This is a genomic window from Alteromonas sp. ABH4_457 (assembly GCF_056160625.1).
Map to the genome: position 1 here is coordinate 600,105 of NZ_JBSWXN010000003.1, position 17,328 is coordinate 617,432.

Genomic DNA, 17,328 nt, shown 5'->3' on the forward strand with positions numbered 1-17,328 from the left:
TAAAATCTTACTTTTTGCTTTTAACGAACTGTTCCAGCTTTTTAAGCGGCCAGCTGACTTTCCACCACAGTGATTCGTAGGCTTCAAGAAAATGACGGCGGAAGTACACTTCTTCTTTCTTCAGCGATAACAAATGTTCCACCAGCACGGGGGACAAATTGTCCAGATACGCCTGATACCGCGCACTGAGTGCGACCAGTTTATCATGATCTGTTTCCCGTGCAGTAAGCGCGTTATACACCTGCGCAGCAATATCAGACAGTTCACCTTCAGGTATGTTAACGCTTTTCTGATTACGCATTTTCTTGTCAACAAAACCCAGTTTCAGCGCATCCACATCGATGTTGAGTCCGGCAGCATCAGATACGGCCTTTGCCATCTCCTCAGGGCGCTCCAGTAACGTGTGATAGCTCAAGATATAGCGAGGCTTTCCCTGGCTGCAGAAGTAGCCGGTGAGGGTATAGTTAAGCCATAACATTAATGATTTATCGGCAGAGAAGCCGTCACGCTTTTTCAGCGAGCCGTATACTTCAAAGGGAGAGCGCACCATCAGCAGATAAAACGGTGACAACGCCATTTTATCGAACACCTGTTGCCAGAAAGGCAGCAGCAACGTGGTACGGGGATCTTTCATTCCCCAGCAGGATTGTTTGCCGTAATCGCTTTCAAGCACCTTTACCGCTTCATCAAGCAAATGACTACCGTTTTCCGGTGGCGCTGCGTACATGTTCTGTGCAAGAGGATCGTCCCAGGACCATAAGGCTTCATCAAGAAGCTTTTCGTTCATGTTGACCAGATACGAGTTCTCGTAAAACCCTTTCTCGTTTACCCCTTTTTGCGGCGCAAACAAAGCACTGCCCATGAAAACACCCAGTTCGGCAAGCATACCGGAGACAGCGGAAGTACCGCTGCGGTGCATTCCGATCACAATGACGGCTTTCTGTTCCATTTATACAACTCTCTTACGGAATGATTTCAGGGTGCGCAGCAAGGGCGGCGGCGTAACAGATAACAACAGCCCGGAAATGAGGTATTTCACCTGTCCGGGTTGTACTTTCCAGGCATTCAGGTAACAGTGACCGGCATCCTGCGGGTGATTCTGATATAACAAATTATTGGCATAGTGCAGATAAATGCCGTACTCGGCTTGTTTACACAGTGCTTTTTCCTGCGCACTGACACCGTCCATGGCTGCAATTTTACGCACACAAACCAGGTCAGCGATCAGCATTTTCTTTTCATTCAGGGAATAGTTTTCTCCGTGAATAAAATAAATGGCGAGCGGACGCTTTATCACGGCAAGGTTAGAAATACGGGCCATACGCAGCCACACGTGGCGGTCATCCACACCATGCAATTCGCGGCTTTCATCGAAACCACCAATTTCAAGAAACAGCGATTTACGGGCCATGGCGGTACAGCAGGAAATGAAATTCCGTTTCAGTAACGCTTCAAAACACTGCCCTTCGAATTCCGGCTCACTGACCGACACTTCGCCGTGCTTTCGCACTTCTACCCAGCTGTAAACCAGACCTGTTTCCGGATTATCAAAGGCCGGCAGCTGGTACTCCAGCTTTTCAGGCTTCCATTGGTCATCCTGATCGCAAAAACCAATCACATCCCCTTCTGCCACACTAATACCGTAATTACGTGCTGAGGCAACTCCACCGTTTTGCTTAGCGTGATATTTCACCCGCGGATCGTGCAGATAGGTTTCGATCAGTGCTTTTGAGCCGTCGGTAGAGCCGTCATCAATAAGCAGTATTTCCAGGTTGGGATACGTTTGTGCCAGCAGGCTGTCTATGGTTAAGCCTAACGTTTTCTCACCGTTGTATACGGCAACAATGACACTGGCTTTCAAAGTACTCAATTTACCTCTCCCTGAATGCTTTAGTAGAAGTACGACAGCAAGCTTTTCAGCAGCAGGTACAACAGAATCAAACTGACAACACTGTATCCGATACCCCGCGCAATATCTTTACCCTGAAATGCCAGCGGCAACTTCGGATACTTATTACGCAAGCGGTAGAAAGACGCCGACACGATTGCCGCAAAAATGTAGAAGAACATGGCGTAGCTGCGGCTGATGAAGAATGCCGTTACGGCAAAGCCGATAATTGACACCGCCATGTACAAGCTCAGCGTTTTCTCCTGGCGCAGGCTGTCTCCGGCTTCACCCGGAATATCTGGCATTCTGCGGATACGGAACAGCATGTAAAAGATGAAGATGAAAAATGCCATCCACAGCGTATACCCGATGATGCCAAGCTCGGACATAATGGTTACAAATGAGTTATGAGCAACCTTGGGGTGATACTCCAGAAAGCGGTTTTTACCAAACCCAAACAGAGGCCGGTATTTAACCATCTGGATCCCTTCATACCAGGCAGTCAGACGGTCCATGGCACTGGCGTCTTTATCGTCAATTGACCGGAAAGACATCAAAGCAATAAATCCTGCAGGCACGCCCATTGCGGCCACCAGCATAGCTTTTACCTTGCCGAAGCGGATATAGAAGAAAGCGAAGAAAACAGCAAACGCACCAATCATGGAGCCCCGGCTTCCGGTCCAGTAAACCCCGAGCAGTAACAGCGCAAACACACTTAAGGATGCCAGCTTGGCCAGTTTGCCTTTTGCTGTCACCAGAAAGTAAGCAGCAAAAGGAATGTTCATGACCAGGAACATCCCCATGTCGTTGGGATCGTTAAAGATACCGATATAACGAACCTGCTGAATTTCGTTAGCACTGTCGTACCGGTAAATGGCGCTTTCCGCCCAGCCCTGTCCGAGAGGGTCGGCAAGCTGGCTCCATGCCTGATGAACCATGACAAGACACGCCACCAGCGATATCAGCAGGATAATGCGTTGCCGCTTCAATGACACCAGAAAGCCAAGATACAGAATGAATGGAATAACGTTCGAGTTTACCCAGTCAATTACCGGCGTGAGATCACTTAAGAACCGCCCGGCGCGGAACTCAGACAGCACCATGGAAAACAGCAATAACACCAGCAAAGTACACTGGATATCCCATATTTTCGGTCTCAGGAAAAGCAGATAAGCAACGAATGTGGAGATCAGAATGGTACGCAGGATCGGGAATTCAACTTCCCAGAACGGCCATTCGTGAGGACGAATAAAAACCAGCGCCGTGTATAAACACAACAAAAAGAAACCAAACGGTGAGGTTGCCGCATCGTTAAGCGGCTTTAATTTATGCGCGGAGGGCGCTTTGGGTATGGCCTGCTGTTCGTTCATCGGTTCACACCTTGTGACGAACACCTGCCCCGTAAAGTGTGCCCACTTTCAGCATCCGTGCCATTCATCCAATAATTCATAACTTCCGTACCGGGTTATACAACATTTCGCGCTTAAAACACGCAGAATAAACAGTATTCAAGCGGTATTCAACTAACTCGGCGGTAACGCATTCGCACCACCGTATGCATTACGATATCTTCGCTTAAAGGATCGGAATTATTTCATCCGGACACGCACGACATACTCAAAACCCTAAAGCTTCGGCTAACGTCTTCATGAATCTGGCGTTTTCATGACCGAAATCAGGTTAAAGAATATTTCACCCACTTTTTCCAGGTATTTGTGACCAAAATGTTGTCGGGGACTTTTTAACCGCTATAATCAGGCAATTACTGCTAATAAGACCGTTGCCGGAGACAGATGTGAAAGTAAAAGCATTGATAGCGATGACTGTTGCTTTGGGGCTCACCACCGCCCATGCACAGGAAATGACAGACGAAGCAATAAAAGAAAGAACAAAGCCTTACGGTGAACTGAACATCGCAGGTGCAGCGGCTGCAGGCGCCGGCGCATCTGCCGCCCGTTCCGGTGAGGATGTTTACAATGGCGCGTGTGTAGCCTGCCATGGTTCAGGTGTTTTAGGCGCGCCGCGTTTGCACAATGCTGCAGACTGGCAACCCCGCCTGGATGAGCGTGGGCTGGACGGCGTATGGCAAAATGCTTTGAATGGCATTAACGCTATGCCACCCAAAGGTACCTGTGCCAATTGTAGTGATGACGAGATTAAAGCAGCCATCGAGTTCATGATCGAAGGCATTTAATTAACAAATACTTTACCCTGCATTCATAATAAGCATTTTGGCTGCAGGGTATTAATATTCATACACTTCCCCGCCAGTTCCTGACAATTTCCTCCAGATTGACGTCAATAAGTAGCGTTTTTCATACAAATCGGTTAATTTATTAGCGGTCACTAAACAGAATAATAACCGGCTAATCAGGATGTCTTCAGAGTCAACGCAGTACGAGTTGTCAGAGGAAGAGCTTCGCGAACTCATACCGCAGCTGCAACAACTTACGGACAAGTACAAACGGTCTGAGCGAGTACAGAAAGCGCTTTTCGATATTGCCGAACTGGCAAGTTCCGTCAGCAATCTAAACCGCCTCTATCCGGCTATCCATGAAATCATTGGTGACTTCATGAATGCGGATAATTTCTTCGTTGCCTTCTACGAAAAAGACGCCAACCTCGTTAACTTCGTTTATTTTGTCGATGAATTCGACGAACAGACTATCAGACAAATCCCGGCAGAATCGTTGATGGACGGGATCACCGGCCACATTCTGCGTACCGGTCGTCATGTATTTCTCGAAAAAGAGAATCAGGAAGCCTTCACCCGTGAAACCGGGGTGAGCATTGTTGGCGCTGTTCCCCATCAGTTTCTCGGTGTACCGCTAAAGCGTGGCTCGCAGGTTATCGGCGCAATGGTGGTGCAAACTTACGACGACACAATGTTTTATACAGATGAAGATCTGGAAGTGTTGTTGTTTGTCTCCCAGCACATTGTGAATGCGGTAGACCGGGTAAAAAGCCGCGAACTCACTGAGCGCACCATCCGGGACAGAACGCGGCAACTTCGTAAAATCAATGACGAGTTACAGGAAGAAATTCTTGAACGCCAGAAAATAGAAACCCTGCAACAGGCGTTATATGAAATTTCAGAGTTGTCGGCGAACCTGGAAGGCGACATGGATGCCTTCTACGCCAGCATACACAAAATACTGGCCCGCCTGATCACTGCTCCTAACTGTTACATTGCCACGCTGGATGAAACCGGAGAATACCTCGACTTCCCCTACTTCAGCGACACCACCGAAGAGACTATTGAACGCCGGCCGCTGGGACTGGGCTTATCGGAATTCGTTTTACGTACAGGCCAGACGGAGCTTATCAACCCGCCACGGGTGCTGGAACTGACTCAGGCAGGCGAACTGGATGTGGCAGCTGCCCAGCGAATGCTGAAAAGTGCGAACTCCTGGCTTGGTTCCCCGTTAGTGGTAGACGGAAAAATTTCCGGCGTTATAGGCATTCAGACCTACGGTAAGCTGGCTAAATATACGGCTAAAGATCTCGAACTGCTGCGCTTTGTCTCCCATCACATTGCAGCAGCGATCGGCAGAAAGCGAAATACCGATGCGATTCAGCAATACAATGCACTGCTTGAGGAAAAGGTCAGAGAACGCACCCGGGAACTTGATAAAATCAATTCGTTCCTGAAGCAGCAAATTGAAGAACGAAAAGAAATAGAACTTAAACTGATCCATGACGCGCATCATGACAGTCTCACCGATTTACCCAACCGCACGATGTTCACCAGCCGGCTTGAGCTGGCCGTTGCCAACAAGCAGCGCTACCCTGAAAACCTGTTTGCAGTACTGTTTATCGATTTAGATCGCTTCAAAACCATTAACGATACCCTCGGCCATCATGCCGGCGACGAATTCCTTATCGAAGTCAGCCGCCGTATCGCTTTGTGTATCCGCGGACACGATCTGCTTGCCCGCCTTGGCGGTGATGAATTTGTGGTATTGCTGGATAACTTTGAAGATGCTGCCGCCGCTGAAGATGTAGCAACCCGTATCATTGATGCGATTTCTAAACCTTTCCTTCTTGATGGCAAGGAGATGTATTCCGGCGCAAGCGTGGGAATAGCTCATCTTGAGTCATACTACCGCGCCGCTGATGAAGTGCTGCGGGATGCAGATGCAGCTATGTACCAGGCCAAAACGCTGGGACGCGGCCGTTTTGTGATGTTCGATAAATCCATGCGCGACCGCCTGATTGAGGAACTTGAGCTGGAAAACGAGTTCCGTCTTGCTCTGCGCCAGGAGGAGTTCGACTGTTATCTGCAACCGGTAATGGATTTGCGGAACGACAGCGCGTTTTATCATGAACTCTACGTGCGCTGGGAGCATTCAAGACACGGTAAAGTTAACCGTAAGCATTTCCGGGAAGTGGCAGAGCAAAGCGGCCTGACACTCGACCTTGATTTATTCCAGCTCCGTAAAGCCTGTGAATTGCTGAACGATGAAAAGGAAGAACCTGCCGGCATCGAAAAGATTGCAGTGAATGTGTCGATTAATCACCTGCTGCAGGCATCACTGGTCACAAAAATTCTGCAGTTAGTAGAAGAATATAAGGTATCACCTGACCGGCTTGTGTTTGAGTTTGATGAAAACGATTTAAACCGGCGTTCCCAGTTTATCCTGCCTGCGATTAAGAAACTGAAACGGGCCGGCATCACCCTGGTGCTGGATAACTTTGGTAGTGGTCTGGCATCACTGAGCTACCTGTTTGCCTACCCTTTCGACTACATCAAAATTGACCACAGATTCGTGAAATCACTTCCCCGCTCACAACGGAACCTGAAGCTGATCCAGTCGGTTATGCTGATTTCAGAACATCTGAAATTCGATGTTATCGCCGAAGGCGTCGACGCCAGAGCTCAGCTTAAAGCCCTGAATGAAATTGATTGTCACTATGCCCAGGGCAAGATACTTTCAACCCCGGAACCGGTGGCAAGGCAGAAACGCGCGTAACAACGCGCTTTAATTCTTCCCTAACATAGCTTTTAAGCTGGCGAGTCCGGCTTCGTTGGTCTTTTTGCGCTGCTCCGCTGAGGGTTTCACTTTCTTTTCTTCCCACACAACGTCATCTACAGGCAGTTCGTAGAGGAAGCGGCTGGGTTCGGGGTTGATAACTTCACCGAACTGTCTGCGCTCTTTCGCCAGACTGAAGATAAGTTCGCGCTGGGCACGGGTGATCCCGACATAAGCCAGACGCCGTTCTTCTTCCACGTTATCTTCATCAATACTGCTCTGGTGAGGCAGTAAGCCTTCTTCCATTCCCACCAGGAACACCACCGGAAACTCCAGACCTTTTGAGGCATGCAGTGTCATCAGCTGCACCTGGTCGGCTTCGCCGTCTTCCTCGCCCCGCTCCATCATGTCGCGCAAAATAAGGCGGTTTACCACTTCCTGCATGGTCATCGGTGACTCTAAATCAGACCCTTCCAGCATATCAGTCACCCAGCCAAACAGGGTACTGACGTTCGCCATGGCCATTTCAGCCGCTTTGGGACTGGGGCTGTGCTCATACAGAAACTCTTCGTACTGCATGGAGCGGATCATATCCCTTAATACCGCTTTGCTGTCGCCTCGCACAACGTTGTCTGAGGTTTCCACCACCCACCGTCCAAACCCAGCAACACGCTGGTAAGCCGATTCACCTAATACGCCGGAAAGGCCTGAGTGCGTGGTAGCAGCAAACAGCGAAATACCGACCTGATTAGCGAAATTTCCCAGCTTCTCAAGGGTTGCCCTGCCAATTCCCCGATTCGGTGTATTAACAACACGCAAAAAGGCGTTATCGTCATCCTGATTCACCAGCAAGCGCAGATAGGCCATGATGTCTTTCACTTCAGTTCTGCCGAAGAACGACATGCCACCGTTAATACGGTACGGAATACGGTTACTCATCAGCAGCTTTTCGAACAGACGGCTCTGGTGATTACCACGGTACAAAATCGCGTAGTCTTTGTACTGGGTGCGGTTCATAAACTTATGCGCAATCAGTTCGGCGACGACTCTTTCCGCTTCATGTTCTTCGTTCTTGGCCGAAAGAACACGCAAGGGTTCGCCGTAGCCCATCTCAGAGAAAAGGGTTTTATCAAACAGGTGCGGGTTATTCTGAATAAGAATGTTGGCGCAATGCAGGATCCGGCCTGAAGACCGGTAATTCTGTTGCAGCTTTATCACATTCAGTTTCGGGAAATCCTCTTGCAGCAAATGCAGATTCTGCGGACGCGCACCACGCCAGGAATAAATTGACTGATCGTCGTCACCCACCACAGTAAACCTTGCCCGCTCTCCCACCAGCAGTTTAACCAGTTCATACTGACTGGTGTTGGTATCCTGATATTCGTCCACCAGCAAGTAGCGGATTTTACTTTGCCACTTTAACCTGACCTGCTCATTGGTTTTAAGCAATAAGGTAGGCAGCAGGATAAGATCATCAAAATCCAGCGCGTTATAGGCCCGCAGGTGATTTTGATAATGGCGGTAAGCTTCTGCAAATTCCCGCTCACCGGCACTGGTGGCTTTTTTCGCCAGCGCATCGGGTAATAACAGGTCATTCTTCCAGTTTGAAATACAGCTTTGCAGCAACTGAAGTTGATCTTTGTCGCCGTCGATAGTGTCTTCGGTTAAGTCATTCAGTAGCGCTGTGGAATCTTTATCGTCAAATAATGAAAAGCCGGGTTTGAGTCCAAGTTCTTTAACATGGGCCTTGATGATGGTCAGGCCCAGGGTGTGGAACGTACACACTTTCAGGCCTCTGGCCTCCTGCTTGCCAAGAGTCTGCCCTACCCGCTCTTTCATTTCCCGCGCAGCCTTATTGGTAAAGGTCACAGCGGCAATTTGCCGCGCCGGCAAATCGCATTCCCTCACCAGGTGAGCTATTTTATTGGTGATTACGCGCGTCTTTCCGCTTCCGGCACCAGCCAGTACCAGACAAGGCCCGGAGACGTACGTCACAGCAGATTGTTGTGCATCATTTAACTTCATAATGAAAAGGAGCGAGCTAACGGTTTGAGAGAATGACGGTTTTTTAATTGCATGTGCGTGGCATCTAATTAGAATACGAAACACATAGTCGCGATGACGCGCATTATAAAGGAAATAGTATGCTTGATCCGAAAAAACTCGAAGAAATCGCCAAACAAATTTCAGACGCTGTACCGCCCGGGGTACGTAACATGGCCGAAGGAGCCGAGGCGCGGGTGAAGCAGGTATTGCAGGCCCAGTTAAGCAAACTGGACCTTGTTACGCGGGAAGAATTTGATATTCAAAGCCAGGTACTGATCCGTACCCGTGAAAAACTGGAAGCCCTGGAAGCCCGTCTGGCTAAGCTTGAAGAAGACAACACGCCGGACGCTTAAGTGCTCCGGCGTTGCAACACATGCCTTAACGCTACAATGCGTTAAGGCCTATTCTGTCCACCATTAACCCCACAGCAAACACTAGTCCGACATAGTGATTGTCCAGAAACGCTTTAAAACAGGCCATCCGCCCGCGGTCCCGTGTTTCGTAAGACTGAATAGCAAATAAAACGGCACAGGCTACCAGCGCCACGTACACTGGCCAGCCGTAATTCAGTGAAACCGCAATACTTCCCAGAACCCCCAACGTGAACAGTTGCAGTAAGCCAATGATCAGACGGTCGTTTTTACCAAATAAAATGGCAGACGATTTAATGCCGACAATCAAATCATCGTCACGGTCGACCATGGCATAGTAAGTATCGTAAGCGATGGTCCATGCCAGATTAGCAATAAACAGCAGCCAGCCCTCAATGGGTACATATCCCAGTGTGGCGGCAAAGACCATGGGGATCCCCCAGCCGAATGCCGCGCCCAGCACAGCTTGTGGCATATGGGTGTAGCGCTTCATAAACGGATAACTGGCAGCAAGTAACAGGGCCACCACGGACAATGCAATGGTTTGCCAGTTAAGCAGTAAAACCAGTAAAAACGAGATCCCGACCAGCAAAGCAAACAGCTGCAAGGCTTCTTTTTCACTTACTGTGCCCGCCACCAGCGGACGTTGATTGGTGCGCTTTACACTGCCATCTACTTTCCTATCTGCGTAGTCGTTGATGATACAGCCGGCAGAACGCATCAGTACCACGCCGGCGATGAATATCAGCGAGATCCCTAAATCCGGCAGGCCACCGGCAGCGATAACCAGCGCCCAGATAGTCGGCCATAACAGTAAATAAATACCGATAGGTTTGTCCATGCGGGTCAGTTGCATGTACGCCCGCCAGTTACTAAAAGACAATTCAAGTGACATGTTTAACGTTCCGTTTGATAAACAGGTGATGCAGGTAAGAACAGTTCAGCAACCAGCAGGGCATGCTGCCGGTAATGAAAGCAGGAACGCCGGCCCAGAAGCGTGATTCCGGTATCGCCGGCGAACGATGAATTATCCACTTTACATAGCTCAAAGGCACCGCGCACGAAGCGGTCATCATTAAATAAACGCTTACCCAAAGGCTGACTGCCAAGCTGATTAAATTCAGTTTCCATCAGCGCCAGCGGAATTACCGAGCGGGCGAATACCCAGGGCGTGCCGCCGTTCATTAAGAGGACTTCCCGAACAATGTATTTGCCGTCACCATCTGGTGCCGCCACAGCACTGAGGCAAGATAATTCAGCATCATGGAGCGGCGCATTACCTTCCCCCACCAGTGCCAGAGAAAATTTGTCAGTAAGAGATTCTATCCGGTCGGTCAGTGAACCGGTGTCCAGCAACCAGGAACGGGCACAGACCGGCAAAGCCTGAGCAGCACTGGCAGCTTCCCAGGCAACATCAAGACTGGCGGGAAAGGTTAAATCTAATTCCAAAGACTAATACACCATTGAAGATAACGGCCCTATCTTAGCATTGGTATAGCTCTGAGCCCAAAGTCCTGTGCAAAGATACCCTATATTGCGGTGTTTATTTTGCGGCGTTTGCTAAACTACACTCATACTTGTAACGCGTTAACTGACTGAAATTCTGTATAGCCTATGAAAATGTTATCTCTTCGTGCATTCGCTGCGTTGTCATTACTTTGTAGCCTGCTGAGCTTTTCAAGCCATGCCCAGGATGCTCCGAACTACGGGTATTTAAGCCTGGAGCCGGACATCATTACTAATTACATTGGTCCTTCCGCGAAAAAACTTGGCTATGTGCGGGTCACGGTAGAATTGATGATAGACAGTGTGGATGTACTCGATATTGCAGAGCATCACCTGCCATTATTGCGTGCGACAGCCATCGAGATATTTGGTCAGCAACCGGAAGATAAAGTGAAATCGCTCACCGGACGGGAAGACATCCGGCTGGCAATTTTAAAGGCGCTGCAGGATCACATGCGTAAAGAGACCGGCGCCAGCATTGTAAAAGACGTCATCTTTACCAAGTATCTGTATCACAGCTGAGCCGGTTTGCGGCGGCCTGAGCCCAGTGCCAGTAACGCCGCCATCAAACAACCACTGATGAGGCCGACAGTATGAGCCGTGTTGGCCATGTTCACCCACAGCACATCAGCATAGCCCAGCACCAGCCACACCAGCATGAAACCGACAATGGCTTTGGGAATGGATAATCCCCAGGACGGTCTCAGCCAGCCAATCCACCATACGAATCCGAGTACGGCATAAACCACACCGGACAAACCGCCGAAGGCAGGACCACTGACCACAGCCTGCGCGAGGTTTGATGCTATCGCGGAGACCACAAACACCAGCAGCAACATGGAGAAACCAAAGGTGCGTTCAATCTGCGCGCCCAGCATGCTCCACCACAGCAGATTAAAGATAAAATGCAGGGCAGAGAAATGTATGAATGCAGGCGTAATCAGGCGCCAGTACTCATGGGTTTGCAGCAACTGTCCCACAGGCTGCATTTTCAGGTACTGACTGACAGTACCGAAGAAGCCGAGCCAGGATAGGGCATAAACCAGTGTACAGATGAACAGAACGGAGGCTGCGAACGGCGCAGTTTTCGCCCACGACAACAAATTGCCGATGCTGAGATTACCGGATTTCGAAGGATGTAATGCCACATGCTCACCGTTTTCCCAGGCAGCCTGCTGATATTTAGGATGGCCTGGCTGACGGATGAACTCTTCGCAAATTTCAGTCGCACGGCTAATGTCTCCGCCGTCAGCGAGTACAATAATGTACTCACCCTCTTTTTCAGAATCTGCAACCTGAGAAGGTAACTGCTGGCTGGTCAGATAATTCGCCAGCAGATGAGCGTAACTTTCATTGGTAATAGCAATTAACGGTGTACTCACGTTTATGCTGTCACCACATCCTGAGAGAGCTTCCACGCTTCAAAACCGCCGTCCATACTGTAGACGGAATCGTAGCCCTGCTGCGCGATTACGTTAGCCGCCTGCTGGCTGCTGACGCCGTGATAGCACACCACCAGCACGGGTTTGTCTTTGGCAGTGTTTGTCAGAAATTCAGCGAAATTGTCATTACTGAGATGAAGAGCATCAGGCATGTGCCCTGTTGCAAAAGATTGCGGATCACGAATATCGACAACCGCAAACTCGCCGAGTCTGGCTGCTGCATCCTGTACGCTGATATGCTGAAATTCTGACATTGTTGATAACTACCAGTTAAGAATAACTTTTCCGGACTGCCCTGACCCCATGGTATCGAACCCTTTCTGAAAATCGTCGATACTGTACTGATGGGTAATAACAGGAGAAATATCCAGACCACTTTGTAACAGACTGGCCATTTTGTACCAGGTTTCAAACATTTCACGGCCGTAAATACCTTTAATGGTTAAGCCTTTGAAAATCACCTGATTCCAGTCTACCGCCACATCAGTTGGCGGGATCCCCAGCATAGCAACCTTTCCGCCATTATTCATCTTATCTAACATGTCACGGAAAGCAGCAGGGACACCGGACATCTCAAGGCCCACATCGAAGCCTTCGGTCATGCCCAGTTCGTTCATGACATCTTTTAATGAGGTGGTACCCACGTTGACCGCACGGGTTGCCCCCATTTTTTCGGCCAGTTCAAGACGGTACGGATTTAAGTCAGTGATCACCACATGACGTGCACCAACATGCTTCGCGACTGCCGCAGCCATAATACCGATAGGACCGGCACCGGTAATCAGCACATCTTCACCGACCAGATCAAAGGACAATGCGGTATGTACAGCGTTACCGAACGGGTCGAAGATTGACGCCATATCATCGCTGATATTGTCAGGAATGCGGAATGCGTTGAACGCCGGAATCACCAGATATTCTGCAAAAGCACCGGCCCGGTTAACACCAACCCCTTCGGTATTCCGGCACAGATGACGACGCCCGGCACGGCAGTTACGGCAATGCCCGCAGGTGATATGGCCTTCACCGGACACTCTGTCACCAATTTTGAAACCGGCCACTTCCTGACCCATGCCCACAACTTCACCCACATATTCATGACCAACGACCATGGGTACAGGAATCGTTTTCTGAGACCACTCGTCCCAGTTATAAATATGCATGTCGGTGCCGCAGATAGCGGTTTTACGGATTTTAATCAGCAGATCATTGTGACCCACTTCCGGCTCTGCCGTATCCTGCATCCAGATCCCGGGTTCGCGGTGCGCTTTTACCAGTGACTTCATCAGATAACTCCTAACTCTTTACCCACTTCGATAAACGCATCGACAGCTTTATCTACATGCTCAATGGTGTGACCGGCTGACATTTGTGTGCGGATGCGGGCCTGACCTTTCGGTACGACGGGATAAGAGAAGCCCACAACATAAATACCTTTCGTCAGCATTTTTTCAGCCATTTCACTGGCCAGACGGGCATCACCTAACATAACCGGAATGATGGCGTGATCTTTACCCGCCAGAGTAAAGCCCGCTTCTTCCATGCGTGTACGGAAATGCACGGCGTTCTTCCACAGTTGCTCGCGCAATGCATGACCGTCAGCCATCATATCGAACACTTTCAGTGAGGCAGATACGATGGGAGGCGCGACGGAATTAGAAAACAGGTAAGGACGTGAGCGCTGACGTAACCATTCAACAATTTCTTTCTTGCCGGAGGTGTAACCGCCCGATGCTCCGCCAAGGGCTTTACCCAGTGTGCCGGTAATGATGTCAACGCGGCCAATTACGTCACAATATTCGTGGCTGCCACGACCATTTTCGCCAAGAAAACCGGTAGCGTGACAGTCATCAACCATCACCATCGCATCGTATTTGTCTGCAAGATCGCACACGCCTTTCAGGTTCGCGATAACACCGTCCATGGAAAACACACCGTCGGTGGCGATAATTTTAAACCGTGCGCCATCAGCAACGGCCTGTTTCAATTGCGCTTCGAGTGCGTCCATATCGTTATTCGCATAGCGGTAACGTTTAGCTTTGGATAAGCGGACACCGTCGATGATGCTGGCGTGATTCAGTGCATCAGAAATGATCGCATCTTCCGGCCCGAGTAAGGTTTCGAATAAGCCGCCATTGGCATCAAAACAGGACGGGTACAAAATGGTGTCTTCGGTACCCAGAAAATCGCTGATTTTCCCTTCCAGTTGTTTGTGAATATCCTGCGTACCGCAGATAAAGCGCACCGACGCCATGCCAAAGCCATGACTGTCCAGGCCTTCTTTGGCTGCCGATACCAGATCCGGATGATTAGCCAGACCTAAATAATTGTTCGCGCAAAAGTTAATGACTTCACTGCCATCGTCGACGGCAATGTCAGCTTGCTGCTGTGAAGTAATAACCCGCTCATTTTTGTACAGACCTTCTTGTTTTACTTCTTCTATCTGCTCACGTAAATGCGTGATAAATGACTGTGACATGTTGCTCTCCGTCGTCGAAAACGCGTATTCTAATGGTTGGATATTGATGGGTACAGCCTTGCTGTATCAAGGGTTCAAACCTGTAGACGGGGAGTGTAAATTTTTTCGCACACCTTTGCCCGGCATATGCGGATTATTTCTGAGCTCAAAACTCAAACTGATGCTGAGAACTGCCGGCGTTGCGTTTATCCACATTTTGCCAGCAGCCGTCTTTGACATTTTTCTCAAGTCGCTCCCAGAGTTGCGCTTCAGGAATGGGCGGGCTGATTAAATAACCCTGGGCCTGATGACAGTAAAACTCTCCCAGTTTGCCCAGTTGTTCCGGCGTTTCCACCCCTTCAGCTATCACGGTTCTTCCCAGACTTCTGACGAGGGCTATGGTAGATTCCACGATATTGGCATCTTCCGGATTATCCAGCATGCCGCTGATAAACGACTGATCGATCTTTACGTAATCCACGGGCAGGGATTTCAGGTAACTCAACGACGAATAACCGGTGCCGAAATCATCGATGGCCACCAGACACCCCATATCCTGCAAGGCTTTGCACACATCAATGGCGGAATCCATATCAGACACCAGCGCGGTTTCTGTCAGCTCCAGCTCCACTTTATCCGGAGCCAGTTCATAGAGCGCCAGTTGCTGGGCCAGAAAATTGGGCAGTGTGATGTCTGAAAACTGTGCAGCAGAGATATTAATTGCCATTTTCAGTTCACTGTAACCGCTTATATTCAGCTCATTGAGAATACGCAAAGAACGGGTGAGTACCCAGTAGTCCAGTTCCAGCATAAACGGCGTATTTTCCAGCATGGGAATGAATTCTCCCGGGGATATATATCCTTTTACCGGATGATACCAGCGGATAAGTGCTTCAAAGCCCTCCAGCCGGAAAGTATCAATACTGATTTGAGGCTGCAATGCCAGGCTAAACTGATTCTCTCTAAGCGCAACCCTTGCTTCCCGTTCGAGCTCAACTTTGCGCATCACCTTAATATTCATCGATGCATCGTAAAGTTTGAAAGAAGCACCTTTCAGTGCTTTGGCTTCATACATGGCAATGTCAGCATGCCGCAACAGCTCCATTGCCGTTGTTTCGGGCTGATTAGTGATGGCAACACCAATACTGGTAGACACGTAAAACGGCAGGGAATCTACCTGAATAGGCCGCGAAAACACGTTAATCACTGATTTCGCCACCGCTTCCACTTCGCTTTTATCACGGACTTTACTGAGTAAAATAACAAACTCATCTCCGCCAAAGCGCCCGACCAGGTCGTGTTCTCCCACAGCATTGGCTATACGCTCAGCGGCGGCATGAATTAATTTGTCGCCGACATCATGGCCGTGACTGTCATTGACCTTTTTAAAATCATCCAGGTCGAGAAATAACACCGCAGCCAGCCCCTGATCACGGGTGGCGTTCACAATGTGTTTTTCAATCTGAAAGGTCATCATTGTGCGGTTTGGCAGGCCTGTCAGGCCATCGAACATGGCCATGTTTTCAAGCTGGGCGTTCGAAGCTGCAATCTTTGAATCCTGTTCTTCCAGCCGTTCAGCAAGGTTGTGCGCCGTTTCTTCCAGCAAATCGAGTTCATCCGGGAACAGCTTGTCTTTCCATTGACGGCGAAAACTACTGCCGTGGGAAAACTCCTGATACCTGTGTTCTGCCAGTAACGGTAGCCGCTCCACCAGCTGAAGCAACTTGGTTTTATATTGGTGTATCAGTAACAGCAGCAAAATAGTAAAGAGAAAGAAAAGTGTGATGGCGGTACCAATGACCATGTTCTGGTAGGCGTTCACCGACTCAACAACCGCTGTAATATCGCGGATAAACAGAATGTAGTAATCCTGTTCAGACATAGGCAGCAAGCTTACCAGTAAGCGTTTCTTATCCTGTTTGACCAGCACGCCCCGTTCAACCATCCCTTCAGTGGTGGCATCAGAAGGTGTCGCTGCCAGTACAGTATTGACGATTTGTTGATTCTGATTCGACAACTGACTGACAATTTTTAAATCAATATTGTCAGCGCTGTATCCTTCGTAGCGCACAATGGCAATTTTATAAGCGCTGGAGAACTGGGAAAGTGCTGCCAGAAGTTCACCGAAGCTGGAACTGAGCACCAGCACCGCGATTTGTTGATCTTCTGTCATGATGGGCGCGGTCACGTAGCGGTAACACATCTCACGACAATCAAACCGGTTCTGCGGGCGAATTTGTTCCCGGGTATGTTGCTCCATTTCCGGAATGAACGCGGGCATTTTGTCACGGTTGCCGGTTATCAGCTTACCGTCTGCATTGAACAACCACATTTCACTGATTTGCAGGCTGACATTCAGCGCATCCTCGGACTCTTTCAAAGCATTTAGCAGTTCCTGCTCTGACAAGGTTTCGGTATGGCCCCAGCGGGAGAAAGTTTCCACCCAGACCAACAGCCGTACGGTAAACAACTCGTCCATCCATGCCATCTGACGCTGATTTTTGAGCTGGAAGTCTTTGTGCTGCTGCTCGATATTGCTTTGCGACTGCGCAATCAGCATTACCGCGATAGCGACTGTTACAGTAAGCATCATTGCTACAACAATGCTCAGTAATTTGGTGGTAACCGATACTTTAACTTTCAT

General features: G+C 49.3%; 15 protein-coding genes. 4 read left to right on the forward strand and 11 right to left on the reverse strand.

What is annotated here, in order from left to right:
* Positions 1 to 7: 7 nt before the first annotated feature.
* Genes ACXAGR_RS09085 through ACXAGR_RS09095 form a run of 3 tightly spaced genes read right to left on the reverse strand, consistent with a single transcriptional unit; the run spans position 8 to position 3,258 of the window.
* Positions 8 to 949, reverse strand: coding sequence for a sulfotransferase family protein (locus tag ACXAGR_RS09085; RefSeq protein ID WP_474844116.1), 942 nt, complete (start codon positions 947 to 949; stop codon positions 8 to 10).
* The gene (locus ACXAGR_RS09090) at positions 950 to 1,870 is read right to left on the reverse strand and encodes a glycosyltransferase family 2 protein (protein ID WP_474844117.1); all 921 of its coding nucleotides are present in this window, start codon (positions 1,868 to 1,870) and stop codon (positions 950 to 952) included.
* A gap of 20 nt (positions 1,871 to 1,890) precedes the next feature.
* Positions 1,891 to 3,258 carry an O-antigen ligase family protein gene (locus ACXAGR_RS09095; protein ID WP_474844118.1) on the reverse strand — a complete coding sequence of 456 codons (1,368 nt, stop codon included), beginning with the start codon at positions 3,256 to 3,258 and terminating at the stop codon, positions 1,891 to 1,893.
* A gap of 425 nt (positions 3,259 to 3,683) precedes the next feature.
* On the opposite strand from ACXAGR_RS09095, the gene ACXAGR_RS09100 reads away from it, so the two are divergent.
* Both ACXAGR_RS09100 and ACXAGR_RS09105 read left to right on the forward strand, forming a co-directional pair.
* On the forward strand, positions 3,684 to 4,082 hold the full coding sequence (locus ACXAGR_RS09100) for a c-type cytochrome (RefSeq protein WP_474844119.1): 399 nt from the start codon (positions 3,684 to 3,686) through the stop codon (positions 4,080 to 4,082).
* Between the two features lie 181 nt (positions 4,083 to 4,263).
* Positions 4,264 to 6,861 (forward strand): sensor domain-containing phosphodiesterase, encoded by a 2,598-nt coding sequence (locus ACXAGR_RS09105; protein ID WP_474849455.1) that lies wholly within the window; start codon positions 4,264 to 4,266, stop codon positions 6,859 to 6,861.
* Positions 6,862 to 6,870: 9 nt separating this feature from the next.
* Here the strand turns inward: ACXAGR_RS09105 and rep are convergent, their stop codons facing one another.
* Complete coding sequence (rep, locus tag ACXAGR_RS09110; protein WP_119499478.1) at positions 6,871 to 8,886, reverse strand: DNA helicase Rep; 2,016 nt, start codon at positions 8,884 to 8,886, stop codon at positions 6,871 to 6,873.
* 119 nt (positions 8,887 to 9,005) lie between these two features.
* On the opposite strand from rep, the gene ubiK reads away from it, so the two are divergent.
* Entirely contained in the window at positions 9,006 to 9,260 is a 255-nt protein-coding gene (gene ubiK / locus ACXAGR_RS09115; RefSeq protein WP_119499477.1) for a ubiquinone biosynthesis accessory factor UbiK, read from the forward strand.
* A 31-nt stretch (positions 9,261 to 9,291) separates the two neighbouring features.
* Here ubiK and ubiA read toward each other — a convergent pair whose 3' ends face one another.
* The gene (gene ubiA / locus ACXAGR_RS09120) at positions 9,292 to 10,173 is read right to left on the reverse strand and encodes a 4-hydroxybenzoate octaprenyltransferase (protein ID WP_474849457.1); all 882 of its coding nucleotides are present in this window, start codon (positions 10,171 to 10,173) and stop codon (positions 9,292 to 9,294) included.
* 2 nt (positions 10,174 to 10,175) lie between these two features.
* Entirely contained in the window at positions 10,176 to 10,727 is a 552-nt protein-coding gene (locus ACXAGR_RS09125) for a chorismate--pyruvate lyase family protein (RefSeq protein WP_474849459.1), read from the reverse strand.
* Between the two features lie 165 nt (positions 10,728 to 10,892).
* Between ACXAGR_RS09125 and ACXAGR_RS09130 the strand changes: the two genes are divergently transcribed.
* The gene (locus ACXAGR_RS09130) at positions 10,893 to 11,306 is read left to right on the forward strand and encodes a flagellar basal body-associated protein FliL (RefSeq protein ID WP_442858435.1); all 414 of its coding nucleotides are present in this window, start codon (positions 10,893 to 10,895) and stop codon (positions 11,304 to 11,306) included.
* On the opposite strand, the gene glpG is transcribed toward ACXAGR_RS09130, so the two are convergent.
* The 5 genes from glpG to ACXAGR_RS09155 form a co-directional block, all read right to left on the reverse strand.
* Positions 11,297 to 12,166 carry a rhomboid family intramembrane serine protease GlpG gene (gene glpG / locus ACXAGR_RS09135; protein WP_474849461.1) on the reverse strand — a complete coding sequence of 290 codons (870 nt, stop codon included), beginning with the start codon at positions 12,164 to 12,166 and terminating at the stop codon, positions 11,297 to 11,299. The genes ACXAGR_RS09130 and glpG overlap by 10 nt on opposite strands.
* A 2-nt stretch (positions 12,167 to 12,168) precedes the next feature.
* Positions 12,169 to 12,480 (reverse strand): thiosulfate sulfurtransferase GlpE, encoded by a 312-nt coding sequence (gene glpE / locus ACXAGR_RS09140; RefSeq protein ID WP_119499473.1) that lies wholly within the window; start codon positions 12,478 to 12,480, stop codon positions 12,169 to 12,171.
* Between the two features lie 9 nt (positions 12,481 to 12,489).
* Positions 12,490 to 13,512 (reverse strand): L-threonine 3-dehydrogenase, encoded by a 1,023-nt coding sequence (gene tdh / locus ACXAGR_RS09145; RefSeq protein WP_119499472.1) that lies wholly within the window; start codon positions 13,510 to 13,512, stop codon positions 12,490 to 12,492.
* Positions 13,512 to 14,705 (reverse strand): glycine C-acetyltransferase, encoded by a 1,194-nt coding sequence (locus ACXAGR_RS09150; protein WP_474844125.1) that lies wholly within the window; start codon positions 14,703 to 14,705, stop codon positions 13,512 to 13,514. The genes tdh and ACXAGR_RS09150 overlap by 1 nt, the downstream gene beginning before the upstream one ends.
* A 145-nt stretch (positions 14,706 to 14,850) precedes the next feature.
* The gene (locus ACXAGR_RS09155; protein WP_474844126.1) at positions 14,851 to 17,328 is read right to left on the reverse strand and encodes a putative bifunctional diguanylate cyclase/phosphodiesterase; all 2,478 of its coding nucleotides are present in this window, start codon (positions 17,326 to 17,328) and stop codon (positions 14,851 to 14,853) included.